We start from the raw sequence: 15,902 nt of genomic DNA, 5'->3' as shown, positions 1-15,902 counted from the left end.
CGCGCAGTGGGCGCACCCGATCAGATCACCGGCGGCCCCTGCCGCGGTGGCCTGACCGGTGACCGGCGGGGAAGGTTGATCGCCCGACATCTGTGTCTCCCCTCTGCCCGATGTGCCGACGCTGGACGGAAGCGCGGCGCGCCGGGCGCTCTTGTTTTCCGGCGATCTGTCAGGGACGCCCGTGCCCTCCCAATGACCGGTACGCGGCGTGGCTCGGCTCTCCCCTGAGACGACCGCATTGGTGTGAGAAACATGACCGACCGAACCGGCGGCCCTGCCGATGTGCTGCCCATGGTGCACCCCTTCGGCCTGCGCGTACGCGGCGAGCTCGACCACCATGGACGCCCCGCGCTGGCCCGGGCGCTGGCCTGGGCGTTACGCATCGGCGAGGCCGACATCCATCTGGACCTGTCCGAGCTTACCTTCATCGACGCCGGCGGGCTGCGGCTGATCATCGGGACGGCGACCGACCTGCCGCCGCCCCGCAGGCTGGTGCTCCAGCACGCCCCGGCCTCCGTGCGCGAACTGCTCGCGCTGCTCGGATGGCATCTGGGCCCCGGCCATCACCTGTATCCGGTGGCCGGCGAGTCACATCCGCACGGGCCCGACCCGGCGCCCTCGCCACCGTCCTGACGGCTCCTGAGGGGTCCTGACAGGTCAGCACGGCCAGCCGCGTGGCCTGGCTCTGGTCCTGGTCACGGCCCGGTCTGCGGCCTGGCCGGTGGCGTCGGCCGGGTCGGCGTCCGGCGGGAACAGGTGTGTCAGCCGGGTGAGGGTGAGCAGCCGCGCCAGCGGCCCGTGCACGCCCACCAGGCGGACCGTGCCGCCGCGCCGCTCGGCCTGCCGCCGGCCCACGACGAGGGCCCACAGGCCGCACGAGTCGCAGAAGTCCAGGTCGGTGACGTCGATCACGACCTTGGGACGGTCCGTCTCCAGGAGCCTCGCGAGGGTCCGGTCCAGCTGCATCCTGGTCACGCGGTCGAGCTCGCCGTCGAGGTGCACGACGTGACAGCCCGGCAGACGTTGGACGTTGATCGCTAACTCTGTCATGAGGGGATTCCAGAGCTCGGCGCCGCCCTGCCCACGTCCGGCACATCGACGGCGATATCGGACATCGCCCGTCCCTACCCCGCGACGACGCCCTTGTTCCTCCGTACGTCCGGGGTAAGCACGATGTGACCCCGCGGCGACATCTGGCGGTCGCTCAGGACCGGGGGGCGTGGAAGGCGATCTCGGGGTTGTCCGGCGTGGGCCCGTCGAGCAGCGGCCGCCTGCGGTCCTTGAGCTGCCGGTCGAAGAAGGCGGCGAGGTAGAGGCGGGTGAGCCCCAGGGAACGCCCCGGCGTCAGCATGCCCTCCCCCTGCCTGCCGAGTGCCTCCTGGATGACGGACAGGTCGGTGAAGCTCCCGTGGTTCGTACGGTCCATGGTCAGCCAGCGCTTCCAGCCGGTCATCCCGGACCAGCCCCGGTCCCACGTGTCGTCCTTGCCGGGGACGTGGTCGGCCTTGCTGCCCAGCAGCAGGAACGGACGGTCGAGCGTGACCTCCGGGTGGAAGGTGCCGTCCAGGTTCGCCCCCGCGCGTACGCGGCGGTCGGCGGCCATCGTGGCGGCGGCGGCGTCCCCGCCGAGGCTGTGGCCGGCCATGCCGATCCGGCGGGGGTCGATCAGGCGGGACCTCTTCCAGGCCGGGTGGCGGCCGGTCAGCTCGTCGATGACGAAGGAGACGTCCTTGGCGCGGCTGCGGGTGATGGTCGCCTGCCCGCCTTCCGGCGGTTTGGGCTGGTCGCACAGCGGGGCGCAGGTGATGGTCCGGCCGTCGGGGAAGGTCGTGCCGGAGGACTCGTAGGCGTGGTCGACCAGCGCGATGACGTAGCCGCGGCTGGCCAGGTCCTCGGCCAGGAAGGTGAGGCTGGCGCGGGGCAGGCCGAAACCGGGCGAGAGCACGATCAGCGGGAAGCGGCCCCGGCCGGTGGGGGCGTCCTCGCGGGCGTGCGTACGGATGGTGCTGACCAGCTCGGGCGGGACGTCGGCGCCGGGGGCCTTGCGCTGGAGCAGGGAGGCGGCCTCCGCGGTGGTCATGTAGGGGGCGGGGGCGCCGGTGGCCGAGCGGGCGGGGTAGTACATCGAGACCATCAGGCGGCGCGGGCCGCTCTCGGGCACCCAGGGGTCGGTGCGGGTCTTGTCGACCAGGTACAGGACGTCGCGGCCGACCGGCGCCGCGCCGGTCGGGCGGGGCAGCTCCAGCCGCCCGGCCGCGGGGCGCCCGGTGGCGGAGGCGGCGGGCGTCGGGGTGGCCGCGGCCGTGCTGGCGCCGGCCGTGGTGCAGGCGGGGATGGTCAGGGCGAGGCAGGCCGCCGTCAGCGGGACTGCGAGCAGGCGGGTGCGCTTGGTCATGGAGGTTCCTCTCATCGGTACGGTCACACGTCGCGGCGGCGTACGGCCACCAGGGTCAGGACGGCGGCGGCCAGCGGCCACGACGCGAACACCGCCCACGAGCCGGCCACCGTGGGCAGCGCCGGATCCTCGCGCAGCACCGGCAGGCCCAGGCACGTACGCCAGACGTAGAAGGGGACCAGGGCGTACAGGTCGTTGAGCCACTGGTGGACGGTCGGGCGGAAGAACGTCGGCACGACGACCAGCACCGCGCAGACGGTGACGACGGCGGCGGCGGTGTGCCGTACCAGGGCGCCGACGCCCATGCCGACCAGGGCCGACACCGGCGCGAGCAGCGCGTTGGCGGCCACGACCCGCAACACCGCCGGGTCGCCCGCGGCAACGGTCACGCCGCGGCCCGCCAGGATGGCCTGGCTGACGCCGAAGGCGGCGGCCGAGACCAGCGCGCCGGCCGCGAGCATGACGGCGCCCACGACGGTCAGCCGCGCGGCCACGACACGATGGCGGGCCGGGACGGCGATGAAGGTGGTGCGGATCAGGCCGGTGGCGTACTCGCCGACGATCGTCAGCGCGCCCACGCTGCCCGCGCCGATCATGAGCATGGTGCCGGTCAGGCCGCTGAACGCCTCGGTCAGCGGGGTGATCCTGGCCCTGTCCATCGGAGGGAGGTCGGGCCAGGCGTTGTAGTCCTCCAGGCTGCGCTGGACCGCGACGGCCACGATCGCCAGCGCGCCCAGGACGAGCAGCCGGGAGGTCGAGCGGAGGGACCAGAGCTTGATCCATTCGGCGACGAGCAGGTCGCGGAACCGGGCGCGCGTCATCCCGCCTCCCCCGTCGACACGCCGACGCGCACACCTTCCGCGTCCTCCGGAGTGGCGCGGTAGTCGGCATGGGCCGCGGTCAGGCGCATGAACGCCTGCTCCAGCGAGCCCGTGCGCGGCGCGAGTTCCCGGAGCTGGATGTGCCGTTCGTGGGCGAGCCGGCCCACGTCGGCGGCGCTCAGCCCGGTGACGGTGAGCGCGTCGCCGCCGTCCCGCCCTACGGCCGCGCCCTCCTGGGTGAGGACGGCGGCCAGCTCGGCGGGGTCGGCCGTACGCACCGAGACGGACGCGCCGCCGCCGCGCGCCGCGAACTCGGCCAGGCTCTCGTCGGCGATCAGCTCACCGCGCCCGATGACGACGAGCCGGTCGGCCGTGTGCTCCATCTCGCTCATCAGATGGCTGGAGACCAGCACGGTACGCCCCTCCCCGGCCAGCCGCCGGAACAGCCCGCGCACCCACCGCACGCCCTCCGGGTCCAGCCCGTTGACCGGCTCGTCGAACAGCAACACCGGCGGATCCCCCAGCAGCGCGGCGGCGATGCCCAGCCGTTGCCGCATGCCCAAGGAGAACCCGCCGACGCGGCGCCGGGCCGCCTCCGCCAGCCCCACCTCCGAAAGCACCTCGCCCACCCGTCCGCGCGGCAGCCCGTTGCCGGCGGCCAGCGCGGACAGGTGCGCCCGGGCGGTGCGCCCGGGGTGGGCGTCGCCGGCGTCGAGCAGCGCGCCGACGTGCCGCAGCCCGGCGCCGTGGCGCGTGAAGGGGACGCCGCCGACGGTGGCGCTGCCGCTGCTGGGACGGTTCAGCCCGAGGATCATGCGCATCGTGGTGCTCTTGCCGGCGCCGTTCGGGCCGAGGAAGCCGGTGACGTGGCCGGGCCGTACCGTGAACGTCAGGCCGTTCACGGCGGTCACGTCGCCGTAGCGTTTGGTCAGTGCGTTGACTTCGATCACCCGTCCAACGCTGTCGTGGCGGGGGCGGGCGGCACATCTGGCCGCGGGCCCGTTTCCGGCGCGGCGGGGTGGCCCGCGGGCATAGGCCCGCAGGCCGATGCCCGCCGCGAGCGGCCTTGACTACGATCTGCGGAATGCGCCACGAAACGCCCGAACCGCCCCTGACGCAGCGGCTGCCGCGCGGGGTGCGGACCGCGCTGGCCTGGTGCGCCGTCGCCGCGGGCCTCCCGCTGCTGTACGCCGCCACGATGGCCGACGGCGAGTCCCTGCTGCCGGTGGGCGGGGCGCACGCGGCGTTCGCCGTCGCCATGGCGGTCCCCCTGGTGTGGGCCAGGCGGTGGCCGGTCGCGGTGCTGGCGGTGCTGCTGGCCGAGACGGTCGCGGCCGTGGCGCTGGGCCAGCCGCACGAGCGGGCCTGGCCCCTCCTCCCGGCCGCCGACCTCGTCCTCTGCCTGCTCACCACCACCCGGACCCGCCTGATCAGACCTCCGGGAACGGCCGCCACGCGGACGGCGCGTACCCGCCTGGCCGAGGCCACCAGGACGGCACCCGCCGGTCTGGTCGCGGCGGTGGTGACGCTGGTCGTCCAGGAGGCCGCCTGGACCGCTGCCCTGCTGTCCCAGGGCCTGAGCGTCCTCGCACCGGGGTTCCTCGCGGTGTCGGTACTGCTCGGCCTGGGCGTACTCGCCGCCTGGACCGCGGGCACGGCCCTGCGCCAGCGGCGCGAGTACGGCGCCGCGCTGCGCGCCCATGACGCCCGGCAGGCCGTCACCGCCGAACGGCTGCGCATCTCCCGCGACCTGCACGACACGGTCGCCCATAGCATCGGCGTCATCGCCATCCAGGCGGGGGCGGGCGCCCGGGTGATCGGGAGCCGTCCCGAGCAGGCGCGCGAGGCGCTGACCGCGATCGAGGAGACCAGCAGGCAGACCCTCCGAGGACTACGCGACATGCTGGGCCTCCTCCGCGAACCGCCCCCTGCCGGCGACCCCGGACCGGGGGCCGCTGGGCCAGGAGCGGCAGCGCTCCTGACCGGACTGGGGGACCTGGACGGGCCGGGGGACCCGGACGGGCTCGGGGATCTGGACCGGACGGCCGGGACGGTCAGGGCGGCCGGTGTCGGGGTGGAGGTGTTGCGCCGGGGCCGTCCGCGCCCGCTGCCCGCCACCGTGGGCCGGTGCGCGTTCCGCATCGTCCAGGAGTCGCTGACAAACGTCGTACGCCACGCGGGCGCCCGCCACTGCCGGGTCGTCCTCGACTACGGCGACGCGGACCTGCGCATCGAGGTGACGGACGACGGCACCCCCACCGGCACCGGCACCACCGGGTACGGGATCATCGGCATGCGGGAGCGGGCCGCGCTGCTGGTCGGCGACCTCACCGCCGGACCATGTCCCGAGGGCGGGTTCCGTGTCGCCGCCACACTCCCCCTCCCCCTCCCCGCCGAGCGACTGGAGGCACGATGACCGTCCGTGTGCTGCTCGCCGACGACCAGCCGCTCATCCGCGCCGGCCTCCGCATGGTCGTCGAGGGCACGCCCGGCGTCGAGATCGCCGGAGAGGCCGGTACGGGCGCCCAGGCGGTCCGGCTCGTCCGGGAACTGCGCCCCGACGTCGTGGTCATGGACATCCGCATGCCCGGCATGGACGGCATCGAGGCCACCCAGGCCATCACGGCCGAGTCCGCGGACACCCGGGTGATCATGCTGACCACGTTCGACGACGACGCCAACGTCTACGCCTCCTTGCGGGCCGGGGCCAGCGGGTTCCTGGTCAAGGACATGGCGCTGGAGGACATCCTGACCGCCGTGCACGTCGTGGCGGCGGGCGACGCGCTGATCGCGCCCAGCGTCACCCGCCGTCTCATCGCCGACTTCGCGGGGTCGGCCCGTTCGGCCGGGGCCGGTCCACCGCCGCGCGAGCCGACCGGCGTGACCGTACGCGAGCGTGAGGTCCTGACGCTGGTCGGAGGCGGCCTGTCGAACGCCGAGATCGCCGCCGAACTCCACATCAGCCCCGGCACCGCCAAGGCCCACGTGGCGAGCCTGCTCGCCAAGCTGTCCGCCCGCGACCGGGTCCAGCTCGTCATCGCCGCCTACGACGCCGGCCTGGTCTCACCACGCGCCACGAACGGCTGATCGCGCGCGCGGGAGCCTTCGCCGACGTATAGTCAGTTGGGTGACTGACTCAACGAGGACACGGGCCCGGGGGGCCGACAAGCGGCGCAGGCTGATGGCCGCCGCTGCCCAGGTCCTGCACGAGCAGGGCGTGGAGCGGACGACCATCGCCGACATCGCCAAGGCCGCCGGCGTGCCCGTGGGGAACGTGTACTACTACTTCAAGACCAAGGACGAACTGGTCCTGGCCGCGTTGTCCGAGCACGCCGGGCACCTCGCCGAGCTGACGGCCGAGCTCGACCGGCTGCCCGACCCGCGGGCCCGCCTCAAGGCCATGGTCGAGGCGTGGGTGAGCCGGCGCGACGTCGCCGCCCGCTATGGCTGCCCCACCGGCACCCTCGCCGTCGAGCTCGACAAGCGCGCCGAGGGCGGCCTCGACGTCGAGGCGGGCCGGGTCGTCCGGCTGCTCCTCGACTGGTCCGAACGCCAGTTCCGCGAACTCGGCCTGCCGGACGCCGACGACCTCGCGCTCACCTTCGTGGGCGCGTACCAGGGGATGTCGTTGCTGGCCAGCGCCCTGCGGGAGCCGGAGATCATGAGCCGCCAGGGAACACGCCTGACCCGCTGGCTCGACTCCCTCGGCGACGCCCCCGCCTGAGGCCGGTACGAGAGGTCCCCCGAGGACCTGGGCAAAGAGCCCGGCCGGTCCGGCGTGTCGGGGACGCGCGCCGGGACGGCTGCCCCGATCCTTGCTGAAGGCGGGGCAAAGAGGGTGCTCATGGACTTTGCGCGGATCGTGGAGGCGGTCGGCCAGGCGGTCGATCTCGTGGGCGTGGCGATCATCGTGCTCGGCGCGCTGACGGCCACTGTGCTCTTCGTGCAGCGGCTGCGCGAGGGGGGAACGCCGCAGGAGGTCTACCGCTCGTACCGGCAGGGGCTCGGGCGGGCGATCCTGCTGGGGCTGGAACTCCTGGTGGCCGGGGACATCATCCGTACCGTGGCGGTCGCGCCGACGTTCACGAGCGTCGGCGTGCTCGCCCTCATCGTGCTCGTACGGACCTTCCTCAGCTTCTCGCTGGAGGTCGAGCTGGAGAACCGCCTGCCCTGGCAGGCGCGGCGCGGCGGCGACGCCGCGGGCTGAGCCCGCGCCGCCCGAAGGGCCGAACGCCACGGGCGGCGCGGGCCGGGGTCACTTGAGCACGCAGGGCCGCCCGCTCGCGTCCCTGCCGCTGGACTCCCTGAGGTTCACCGCCGAACCGCGCGGCACGGTCGCCCCCGCGCCGGGGCTGCTGAACAGCACGGTCCCGAAGACGTCGACGCAGGTGTTGTCGAACGTGACCGAGCCCACCGTCAGGCCCGCGCCGGCGATGGCGTTCCGCGCGCCGCCGTCGCCGAAACCCTGCACGTTCGGCACGGTGGTGAGGTCGCACTGCACCCGGAACAGCTCCCACGCCCGCGCCTGGGTCGCGTCGCTGTGCACCACGTCGGTGGTCCGGTTGCCGCCGCCCACGGCGGTCAGGAAGTGGCCGTCGACCGTCTGGATCGCGAACCCGTCGCCGCCCTGGCGTACCAGCGCGAACTTCTCCCACGCCCGCAGGAGCGTGGCGTCGGAGTGGAGGACGTCGGTCTGCAGGCCGCCGCCGTTCACGGCGGTGAGGTAGTTGCCGGTCAGCGTCTTGATGCCGACGTGCACGCCGTCGCCGGCGTCCACGAGTGTGAACCGCTCCCACGAGCGGGCCACGGTGGCGTCGCTGTGGATCACGTCGGTCGTCCGGCCTCCGCCGCCCACCGCCGTCAGGTAGTTCCCGGTGTTGACCGTCTGGAACGTACAGGTGGTGGGGGTGGCGAACGGCGGCGCGGCCCACGCGGGCCCGCTCAGCGCCGCCATGCCCGCGGCGGCCAGCGCCAGCCCGGCGACCGTACCCAGCGCTCGTCTGAGGTTCATGTGTCTCTCCCTGCTTCCGGCTCCTCGGTCGGAGTCCTCGTCCTGAGGGCGTTCCAGACCGTGCCGCCCCCGTTCCACCGGCGAGTGGTACGGGGGCGGGAGCGGGGAGAGAGCGCGGCGTCTACCTCCGGCAGACCTTGGCGTCCCGGATGTCGACCGGCAGGACGGGCTTGCCGTCCAGGGGCGGCGTGGGGCCGTCGGGCTCCGGCTGGATGCCTCCGGCGGCGATACGGTCGAGCGCGGCGAGCCCGGAGGCGTCCACCGTGCCGAAGACCGTGTAGTTGGGCGGCAGGCCGGAATCACCGTAGACCAGGAAGAACTGGCTGCCGTTGGTGTCGGGCCCGGCGTTCGCCATGGCCAGCACACCGCGCGCGTACGTCTTGCGCGTCCCGGTCGGGTCGCCCGGCCACGGCGGCAGGTCGGTGGGCAGCTCGTCCTTGTACCGGTAGCCCGGCCCGCCCTCGCCGGTGAAGCTGGGGTCGCCGCACTGCAGCACCTTCAGCCGGTCGTACGCGGTGAGCCGGTGGCAGGACGTGACGTCGTAGAACCGGTGGCGGATCAGGTGCACGAAGCTCTGCACCGTGCACGGCGCCTTGGCCGCGTCGAGGGCGAGCCCGATGTCGCCGTGGTTGGTCCTGAGCACCGCCGAGACCGGGCGGGTGGGGGTGCGGCGCGGGTCCGGCGGCAGCGGCACCTTGCGCACGGCCGGGTCGTCGGGGGTCTCGGTGTACGCGCACGGCCCCTTGGTCGTCCTCGGCGGCCGTTCCAGGGCCGTCGCGGAGGCCGGCATCGCGACGGCCGCGACCAGCGCGCCCGTCGTGACGGCGGATAACGCGGCGCGGGCCGCGAGTCGTACCAACGCTCTGCCGGACATCGTGTCCTCCACTGCGTGATGATCGCCGGGCTTCCTGTGGTCTAGTCGATCTGACCGGCCCAGTCAAGACCAAGGACCGCACGACTCCGGCGCCGCCGTTCTGCAACTTCCGCGGCAGTCGAAGTCCAACCCCGGGTTGATGCGCCGGGGGCGCCGCCGGGGTTAGCGTGACGGGTGCACTTCACCGCCTCATCCCTCGTCCGGCGGGTATTCGCGGTTCACCCCCTGCTGCTCGACGGCGCCCTGGCCCTGACCCTGGTCGTCGGCACCTGGCTGTGGGAGGCGTTCGAACCGGGCCGGGGCCGCCCCGGCGACGCCCTGTCGATGGCCCTGACCCTGCTGGTCAACGCGCCTCTGGCGCTGCGCAGGATGGCGCCGGTGGCCGTCCTGATGGCCTCAGTGGGCACGTCGCTGGTCTACCACGCGCTGGGCTACCACCTCGGGCTCAACAGCATCGGCCCGCTGGTGGCCCTCTACTCGGTGGCCGCCCACCGGTCGTGGGTGTGGTGCGCGATCGGCGCGGCGCTGGTCGTCACCGAATGGACCTACGCCTCCAGCCAGCAGCCGGGCATCGCCGTATGGTCGGCCACGGCGCAGTCGCTGGTGGTGGGGGCCTGGGCGGTGGGGGCCGGCACCAGCGTACGGCTGCTGTCGGAGCGTACCGGGCAGTTGGCCGACCTCGCCGCGCAACTCCACCGGGAGCAGGACGCGGCCGCCCATCGGGCCGTCACCCGCGAACGAGTGCGCATCGCCCGCGAGCTGCACGACGTCGTCGCACACCACATGTCGGTCATCTCCGTACAGGCCGGGCTCGGCCGCTACGTGGCGCTGACCGACCCGACCACCGCGCACGCCACGCTCGGCGTCATCGCCGACACCAGCCACGAGGCCCTGACCGAGATGCGCCGCATGTTGTCGATCCTGCGCATCGAGGCCCACGACGACGACGAGGGCCTCTACGCCACCACCCCCGGCCTGCTCGGCCTCGACCCGCTCGTCGAACGCATGCGCGGCGCCGGCCTGGCCACCGAGGTCACCGTGGAGGGGCGGGCCAGGCCGCTGCCACCCGGCCTCGACCTGTGCGCCTACCGCATCGTCCAGGAATCACTCACGAACGTGCTCAAACACGCCACCCCCGGCCGCGTCGACATCCACATCGGCTACGGCGCCAACACGCTGACCTTACGTGTCAGCAACGACGGCACGACCGCCGACGGGCACCACCCCGGCCCGGCGGGCCACGGGTTGATCGGCATGACTGAACGTGTCAGGCTCTACCAGGGTTCGATCACCGCCGGGCCGCTGCCGCAAGGCGGGTTCGAGGTGCTGGCGACCTTCCCGCTCTCCTCACCCGCCGAGGATGATCGGCCGCCGTGACGACCGTGAAGCAGGTGCATGATCAAAGTTCTCGTGGTCGACGACCAGGTGCTCATCCGCGCCGGTCTGGCCGCGCTCCTTCGCGCCGCGGGCCTGGAGGTGGTGGGCGAGGCAGCCGACGGCGAGGAGGCCGTACGCCTGGCCGTCACGCTCCGCCCCGACGTCATCCTGATGGACATCAGGATGCCCGGCATCAGCGGCCTGACCGCGACCGAACGCATTCTCGCCGCCGCACCCGACCCGCCGCCGAAGGTGCTCATCCTGACCACGTTCGACCTCGACGAATACGTCTACAACGCGCTGCGCCTGGGCGCCGGCGGCTTCCTGCTCAAGGACACGCCGCCCGAGCGCCTGATCGCCGCCATCCACACGGTCGCGGCGGGCGACATCCTGCTGGCCCCGGCCGCGGCGCGCCGCCTGATCGAGGCGTTCACCGAGCCGCCCGCCCCGCTCCCCTCCCCCTCCCTCGACCGGCTCACCGGACGCGAGACGGAGGTGCTGCGGCTGGTCGGGCACGCGCTGTCCAACAAGGAGATCGCCGAACGGCTGTCGGTGAGCGAGGGCACGGTCAAGACCCACCTCAACCGGCTGATGGCCAAGCTGGGGCTGAGCAGCCGCGCGCAGGTGGTGGTGGTCTCGTACGACGCCGGCCTCGTAAGACCCGGCCACTCCCATCCCACCGCCACCCCACCCCCCGACCCCGGCCCCACCCCCTCCTGACCCAGCCCCCCAGAACGCGCGCCGCCCCACTTCGCTTGTCCCGCAACTGCGCCTCGTGCTTGTGCGTCGCGGCCGTTGGCGGGTCCGTTCGTACGCCGGGTCGAAGCGCGGCATGTACGGGTGCTCTCGCGACGCTTGGCGGCGGCGATCACCCTGGCCTGGCGCTCGGCCCGCGACTCCAGCTCGTGTTCCGCGGCTGCCGCCAGGACCGCAGCTCGTGTTTCCGCGGCTGCCGCCAGGACCGCGAACCTGAAACGGCCCTCTTCGGTGGCGCCCAGGCCAACGTCCTCCGTCCAGTCGATGAGCAGAGCGCTCCCCTTCTTGGGGCGGGCAACGGCTTACCCCAATACGATCCATTTATGTGAGTGCGGACCAACCTCCTCAGGTGGAAGCGACCCCGGAGCGGATCACTGTGCTGCGCGGCGAGCTGCCGTGCCCGGGTGTCCGGATCGGCCGGGTCGCGGCGTACGAGTTCGACATCCCGGAAGGCATGTACGTTCGCCCGGACGCGGGACGCCGACAACGTGCCTTCCTGCTGCTGGACGAGTCGGTACAGCTCAACCAGCCGGTGGTGTTCAAACCGGAGCACGCCGGCTGGTGGTACATCGACCTGGTCGAGATCCGGGAGAGCGGCGACACGGTCCGCGTGACCGATCACTACGTCGACTTCATCGTCGGTCCTCCCGGACTTCCTTACCGGGTGCTGGATCTACACGAGTTGGGCGAGGCGCTGACGTCAGGCAAGCTCACCACGTCGCAGGTCGCGCACATCCTGGCCGCTACCCAAGCCTTCGCCGACAAGCACCTACAGGGCAAGGGACACCGAGGACAGCTGTGGCCGGACTTCCCACCGGCCGCGCTGGCGCCTGTACGCGAGATCGAGATTCCCGGCTTCTGACCGGCGACCGGCGAACCCTGGGTGCGCCGACGGGCATGACCCTTCGTGCAGGGGCTCGGCAACCTACAGCCGGCCAGCCGAGCGGAGACCGCCTACGGACGGGAGAGAAATGATCCTGCAAAGGGTGAGGGCCTCCGGCTCAGTGCAGATTGCGCCAGCAAGCACCGAACCAAAAGGCCCTCACGCCCAACCGTAACGCGCGATCGGCTCACCCCGTGTGCCTACGCTCAGATCCCTCGTAGCAGCTTTCCGTAACCGGCGCGCTTGCCTGATCCTCGAAGCCTGATATATCCAGATGTTTCCTGTCACCGGTCTCGCTCTGACATGCGGGACACCTGCCCCTCCAAGAGAAGACAGGGACGATGTGGGCCCGTACGGCCTCCGCCTGTGCAGCCTCTGCCCGTGCGGCCGGAACTGCCCTGAGGGGCCAACAGGTCTTGAACTTGCGCGGCCGTAGGCACCGCAACCTGGGCTCTCAGTCGGCTTGGGCCCAAGCCGGTTCACCCGGCGTCTTTCGACCCAAGGGGACGGATCTGCGTGGCACGGTGGCGCGATCAGTGAGTCGCCCATGCTCGCGTAGATGGACGTTCACATGGGGGGCGGCGGGGCACCTCGCCGAGGCCCTACGGTCCCAGACCGCGTACCCCGGACTACGTGGGGCCCAGGACGGCGCGGGGACCCGGACGACGCGGGGCCCGACAACTCGACCCCAGATGGCGCAGCTCCGGACAGTGCAGCTCCAGACGGTGCGGCTTCGGATTTTCGGCGGGCTGCTTGTTCGGTTCAGGGGTTGTGGGTCGCTGGGGTTTCTGTGGTTGTCAGCATTGGGTGTTTTGAGGCGGCATGGTTTGGTCGGTGAAGTAGCGGTTGATGAGGTCGCGGGCGCAGGGGTTGAAGCCGTAGAGGGTGTGGCCGGGGCCGTCGTGGCGGATGGTGGTGCTGCCGGGGACGGTGGCCAGGGCGCGTTGCACCGCGTCCGACTCGCCCCAGGCGCCCGCGCCCAGGATGGGCGGTACGCCCTTGGGGAGAGGGGCAGGCGGGTTGGTGACCGCTGCCGGCCAGCCGATGCAGGCGAGAGTCGCCGAGGCCAGCGTGTTGGCGGTGCCGGTCAGGGGGGCGATCTTGCGGAGGCGGGCGTCGGTGGTCGTCAGTTCTTTGAGGTTCGGGTAGCGCGGCCAGTCGAGGCATTCGGTGACGGGGGTGGACTGGTCCGGAAAGCGAAGGCCCTGGGCGGGGACGAAGTCGGAGGCGTCGCCCTTGTCGGCCTTGCGGATCGCCTTCGCCAGGGCGGGCCAGGACGGCGCTCCCTGGCGGGCCCTGAACAGGGCAAGGGACTGCAGGTCGCGGGTGTCGTATGCCACGTTGGCCGTCGTCGTCGGGATGGGCATGCGGCGGGCACGGTCGATGAGTTTGCGCCACAGGCCGGGTGTGTCCTGGCAGTCATGGGTGGCGCACCAGGTGAAGAAGCGTCGCATGGCCTCGTCGTTGGACTTCGCCATCTCCTCCAGTTCGCGCGGCCAGTCGGCGGTGCTGTGGTTCCAGGTGCCGTCGAGGACCATCGTGCGGATCTGGCCGGGGAAGAGGCGGGCGTAGTCCTGGCCGTAGAAGCCCGCGTAGGAGGCGCCGTAGTAGTTGAGTTTCGCGCCGCCCAGGGCCTTCCTGATCGCTTCCATGTCTCTGGCCTGGTCGGCGGAGCTCATGTTGGCGAACAGTTCGGGGTCTTTGCGGCGGCAGGGCTCGGCGTAGCCGCGGTCGGTGTCGGACAGGCGGCCGAAGTCGGCTTCGTCCTGCGGGGCTTCAGGGATGGGGAGGCGGGTCCAGAGGCACGCGAGGCCGGTGCTCAGACCGCCGAACTGCTCGCCGTAGCCGCGGGTGTCCCAGGTGACGATGTCCATGCGCTCGCGTAGCCGGGTCCACCAGTCGGGGACGGATTCGGTGGTGGCTATGCCGGGGCCTCCGGGGCCGCCGTAGGAGACCAGTACGGAGCCTTCGGAGGTGCCGGTCGCGTTCAGTTTGCCCAGCTTCAGTGTGATCTTGCGGCCGTCGGGCTTCTGCCAGTCCACCGGGACCTGGAGGTCGGCGCACGCCATGCCGATCTTGTCGTTGGGGCAGGGCTGCCAGGTCAGGGAGGATTTGGCGGGTGGGGTCGGCAGGGTGGCCGAGGAGGCGAGGGTTCGGCTCTCGCCCGTGATCGCGGTCCTGTCTCCGATCGTTGTTGTGCGGGGGGTGGTGGCTGCGGCGGGGTGGCCGTACGTGACCAGCACAGCCGTCAGGACGACGGCGAGAGGTTTCAGCATGCGGTCATGATTGCGGCGCGGGGGTCGGGAGCGCGTCGGACCAGGGGTTGGTCTTGAGGAGGTGAAGTCCTACCACGGGTTGTCAGACCGTGGTCTGTCAGCGCCGCAGGCTTCCGGGGGGCTGGGTGGGGCGGCGGGGAAGGGGGTCGGCTCGCGGGTGCGCTAGCCTGCGGAGATGCGTCGGATCCTGGTGGCGGGCATCAGCGGGGCGGGCAAGTCCACCCTCGCGCGGGCCCTGAGCAGTCGTCTGTCCGTGCCCTACCACGAGATGGACGCCCTGTACTTCGCCGGTCCCGGCTGGGCGGTGGACGAGACGTTTCCCGCGCGGGTCGCCGAGATCGCCGGGAGCCCGGCGTGGATCTTCGATTCCTTCGGCTATCCGGAGGTGCGCGACCTGCTGTGGGAACGTGCCGACACCGTCGTCTGGCTCGACTATCCGCGCCGGGTCGTCATGCCGCGTATTCTGCGGCGTTCGTTGCGCAGGACGCTTCTGCGCGAACCGGTCTTCAACGGCAATCGGGAGACGGTCGCGGGATGGTTCCGGGGTGACCATCCGGCCTGGTGGGCGTGGTCGCAGCACGCGGCCCGGCGGGCGGAGATCCGGCGGCGTGCTCGCGACCCGCGTTTCGCTCCCTTGCGGGTGCTTCGCTTCAGCAGTACGTATTCGTCGGCGGTCTGGCTGCGGTCGCTCAGGCAGGTCTGAGTCGGCGCAGGTCTGAGCCGGGGCTGGTTCTCGTCGCGTGGCTTCGGTACGTCGCTGACGGTCGCGTTCATGAGGGCAGCGGTTGCGGCGGGCCGGGCCGGATGGACCAGGAGCCCAAGATTCTGGACCTCTCGCTTCGCGCGGCTCGATGCGGCCGGGGGCAGGTCGGCAGAGTCGGGGGCATGGTTGAGATTTCGTCCGTGCAGGGCGAGGCGCAGGGGCGCCGTTCCCCCGTGGGTCGGGTGCTCATGGCCATTGCGCGTCGATGGCCGACCTGGCTTGGGCTGGCGTTCATGGGGTTCACCGTTCTGGACCTGAAGGACGGCCGGGATGCGGCTCTTGTGGTGTTTCTGGCCGCGCTCATCTATCTCGCCACGGCGGTGACGGGGAGGCCGGGCGTGGTCTGGCCGATGTTCGGGGCGTCGGTGGTGGCGGTGCTGGTGTTGCGGCTGCTCGACTTCGATCCGTGGCCGGGGCTGGTCGGGGGTGCGGTGTGCGTCGCGGCCGTGGGCCTGGGGGGCGGGCTGCTGCGAACGCCGTGGCTCAGTGCCGTGCAGGTTCCCGCCATGCTGGTCTTCGGCGCGGCGTCGGTGGCCGCGTTGTCCCTGTCGCCCGCGTTCGGCGGTTGTCTCGTCGCCGCCGCCCTGATCGGGCACGCCACGCTGGACGTGATCGTCTGGCGCAGGAACAAGGTGGTGGCTCGATCGCTGGCCGAGTTCTGTGCCGCACTCGACCTGCCGCTCGGTGTGGCGGTCCTGGTGTTGACGTTCACGGTCTAGGCAGGCGATGCGCGCAGCCATGAGCGG

The 15,902-nt window shown here is 72.2% G+C and carries 17 protein-coding genes; 10 read left to right on the top strand and 7 right to left on the bottom strand.

Going from position 1 to position 15,902, the window contains the following annotated elements:
- The first annotated feature begins 252 nt into the window (after positions 1–252).
- Positions 253–633 (top strand): STAS domain-containing protein, encoded by a 381-nt coding sequence (locus tag DMB42_RS29770; protein ID WP_125638722.1) that lies wholly within the window; start codon positions 253–255, stop codon positions 631–633.
- A gap of 24 nt (positions 634–657) precedes the next feature.
- Here the strand turns inward: DMB42_RS29770 and DMB42_RS29765 are convergent, their stop codons facing one another.
- The 4 genes from DMB42_RS29765 to DMB42_RS29750 all read right to left on the bottom strand — a co-directional run bounded on the left by DMB42_RS29765 (position 658) and on the right by DMB42_RS29750 (position 4,166).
- Positions 658–1,050: an STAS domain-containing protein gene (locus DMB42_RS29765; protein ID WP_125638719.1), complete on the bottom strand. Its 393-nt coding sequence runs from the start codon at positions 1,048–1,050 to the stop codon at positions 658–660.
- Positions 1,051–1,204: 154 nt separating this feature from the next.
- Complete coding sequence (locus tag DMB42_RS29760; protein WP_125638716.1) at positions 1,205–2,395, bottom strand: alpha/beta hydrolase; 1,191 nt, start codon at positions 2,393–2,395, stop codon at positions 1,205–1,207.
- Positions 2,396–2,418: 23 nt separating this feature from the next.
- Positions 2,419–3,216, bottom strand: a complete 798-nt coding sequence (locus DMB42_RS29755) for an ABC transporter permease (protein ID WP_125638713.1) — start codon at positions 3,214–3,216, stop codon at positions 2,419–2,421.
- Positions 3,213–4,166 (bottom strand): ABC transporter ATP-binding protein, encoded by a 954-nt coding sequence (locus tag DMB42_RS29750; RefSeq protein WP_125638711.1) that lies wholly within the window; start codon positions 4,164–4,166, stop codon positions 3,213–3,215. The genes DMB42_RS29755 and DMB42_RS29750 overlap by 4 nt, the downstream gene beginning before the upstream one ends.
- Positions 4,167–4,300: 134 nt before the next feature.
- Between DMB42_RS29750 and DMB42_RS29745 the strand changes: the two genes are divergently transcribed.
- From DMB42_RS29745 to DMB42_RS29730, 4 genes are all read left to right on the top strand, one after another.
- Positions 4,301–5,632 (top strand): sensor histidine kinase, encoded by a 1,332-nt coding sequence (locus DMB42_RS29745; protein WP_125638708.1) that lies wholly within the window; start codon positions 4,301–4,303, stop codon positions 5,630–5,632.
- Positions 5,629–6,303 (top strand): response regulator transcription factor, encoded by a 675-nt coding sequence (locus DMB42_RS29740; RefSeq protein WP_125638705.1) that lies wholly within the window; start codon positions 5,629–5,631, stop codon positions 6,301–6,303. Before DMB42_RS29745 ends, DMB42_RS29740 begins: the two co-directional genes overlap by 4 nt.
- A gap of 40 nt (positions 6,304–6,343) precedes the next feature.
- Positions 6,344–6,940 carry a TetR/AcrR family transcriptional regulator gene (locus DMB42_RS29735; protein ID WP_185844926.1) on the top strand — a complete coding sequence of 199 codons (597 nt, stop codon included), beginning with the start codon at positions 6,344–6,346 and terminating at the stop codon, positions 6,938–6,940.
- 120 nt (positions 6,941–7,060) lie between these two features.
- Entirely contained in the window at positions 7,061–7,423 is a 363-nt protein-coding gene (locus DMB42_RS29730; RefSeq protein WP_125638700.1) for a DUF1622 domain-containing protein, read from the top strand.
- A gap of 48 nt (positions 7,424–7,471) precedes the next feature.
- On the opposite strand, the gene DMB42_RS53475 is transcribed toward DMB42_RS29730, so the two are convergent.
- On the bottom strand, positions 7,472–8,227 hold the full coding sequence (locus tag DMB42_RS53475) for a PASTA domain-containing protein (protein ID WP_185844925.1): 756 nt from the start codon (positions 8,225–8,227) through the stop codon (positions 7,472–7,474).
- Between the two features lie 121 nt (positions 8,228–8,348).
- Positions 8,349–9,101, bottom strand: a complete 753-nt coding sequence (locus tag DMB42_RS29720) for a peptidylprolyl isomerase (RefSeq protein ID WP_125638696.1) — start codon at positions 9,099–9,101, stop codon at positions 8,349–8,351.
- 174 nt (positions 9,102–9,275) lie between these two features.
- On the opposite strand from DMB42_RS29720, the gene DMB42_RS29715 reads away from it, so the two are divergent.
- The 3 genes from DMB42_RS29715 to DMB42_RS29705 all read left to right on the top strand — a co-directional run bounded on the left by DMB42_RS29715 (position 9,276) and on the right by DMB42_RS29705 (position 12,096).
- A complete protein-coding gene (locus tag DMB42_RS29715; RefSeq protein WP_125638693.1) occupies positions 9,276–10,478 on the top strand; it encodes a sensor histidine kinase in 1,203 nt (400 codons plus the stop codon).
- An 18-nt stretch (positions 10,479–10,496) separates the two neighbouring features.
- Positions 10,497–11,198, top strand: coding sequence for a response regulator transcription factor (locus DMB42_RS29710; protein WP_125638690.1), 702 nt, complete (start codon positions 10,497–10,499; stop codon positions 11,196–11,198).
- A 385-nt stretch (positions 11,199–11,583) separates the two neighbouring features.
- Positions 11,584–12,096, top strand: a complete 513-nt coding sequence (locus DMB42_RS29705; RefSeq protein WP_125638688.1) for a DUF402 domain-containing protein — start codon at positions 11,584–11,586, stop codon at positions 12,094–12,096.
- An 818-nt stretch (positions 12,097–12,914) separates the two neighbouring features.
- On the opposite strand, the gene DMB42_RS29700 is transcribed toward DMB42_RS29705, so the two are convergent.
- On the bottom strand, positions 12,915–14,393 hold the full coding sequence (locus DMB42_RS29700; RefSeq protein ID WP_125638685.1) for an alpha/beta fold hydrolase: 1,479 nt from the start codon (positions 14,391–14,393) through the stop codon (positions 12,915–12,917).
- A 175-nt stretch (positions 14,394–14,568) separates the two neighbouring features.
- On the opposite strand from DMB42_RS29700, the gene DMB42_RS29695 reads away from it, so the two are divergent.
- Together DMB42_RS29695 and DMB42_RS29690 are read left to right on the top strand one after the other, a co-directional pair.
- Positions 14,569–15,096, top strand: a complete 528-nt coding sequence (locus tag DMB42_RS29695) for an adenylate kinase (protein ID WP_125638682.1) — start codon at positions 14,569–14,571, stop codon at positions 15,094–15,096.
- A 293-nt stretch (positions 15,097–15,389) separates the two neighbouring features.
- Positions 15,390–15,875, top strand: coding sequence for a hypothetical protein (locus DMB42_RS29690; RefSeq protein ID WP_125638679.1), 486 nt, complete (start codon positions 15,390–15,392; stop codon positions 15,873–15,875).
- Positions 15,876–15,902: the final 27 nt, after the last annotated feature.

Origin of the sequence: Nonomuraea sp. WAC 01424 (genome assembly GCF_003947315.1) — a bacterium.
Taxonomy (GTDB): Bacteria; Actinomycetota; Actinomycetes; order Streptosporangiales; family Streptosporangiaceae; genus Nonomuraea; species Nonomuraea spiralis.
The sequence above is the reverse complement of the archived record's forward strand: the minus strand, read 5'-3'. Positions and strand labels throughout refer to the sequence as shown.

Bases quoted from the DNA above. Each gene is read 5' to 3' on its own strand.
- DMB42_RS29770 (WP_125638722.1), top strand. From the start codon at position 253: ATGACCGACCGAACCGGCGGCCCTGCCGATGTGCTGCCCATGGTGCAC.
- DMB42_RS29765 (WP_125638719.1), bottom strand. From the start codon at position 1,050: ATGACAGAGTTAGCGATCAACGTCCAACGTCTGCCGGGCTGTCACGTC.
- DMB42_RS29760 (WP_125638716.1), bottom strand. From the start codon at position 2,395: ATGACCAAGCGCACCCGCCTGCTCGCAGTCCCGCTGACGGCGGCCTGC.
- DMB42_RS29755 (WP_125638713.1), bottom strand. From the start codon at position 3,216: ATGACGCGCGCCCGGTTCCGCGACCTGCTCGTCGCCGAATGGATCAAG.
- DMB42_RS29745 (WP_125638708.1), top strand. From the start codon at position 4,301: ATGCGCCACGAAACGCCCGAACCGCCCCTGACGCAGCGGCTGCCGCGC.
- DMB42_RS29740 (WP_125638705.1), top strand. From the start codon at position 5,629: ATGACCGTCCGTGTGCTGCTCGCCGACGACCAGCCGCTCATCCGCGCC.
- DMB42_RS29730 (WP_125638700.1), top strand. From the start codon at position 7,061: ATGGACTTTGCGCGGATCGTGGAGGCGGTCGGCCAGGCGGTCGATCTC.
- DMB42_RS53475 (WP_185844925.1), bottom strand. From the start codon at position 8,227: ATGAACCTCAGACGAGCGCTGGGTACGGTCGCCGGGCTGGCGCTGGCC.
- DMB42_RS29720 (WP_125638696.1), bottom strand. From the start codon at position 9,101: ATGTCCGGCAGAGCGTTGGTACGACTCGCGGCCCGCGCCGCGTTATCC.
- DMB42_RS29710 (WP_125638690.1), top strand. From the start codon at position 10,497: ATGATCAAAGTTCTCGTGGTCGACGACCAGGTGCTCATCCGCGCCGGT.
- DMB42_RS29700 (WP_125638685.1), bottom strand. From the start codon at position 14,393: ATGCTGAAACCTCTCGCCGTCGTCCTGACGGCTGTGCTGGTCACGTAC.
- DMB42_RS29695 (WP_125638682.1), top strand. From the start codon at position 14,569: ATGCGTCGGATCCTGGTGGCGGGCATCAGCGGGGCGGGCAAGTCCACC.
- DMB42_RS29690 (WP_125638679.1), top strand. From the start codon at position 15,390: ATGGGGTTCACCGTTCTGGACCTGAAGGACGGCCGGGATGCGGCTCTT.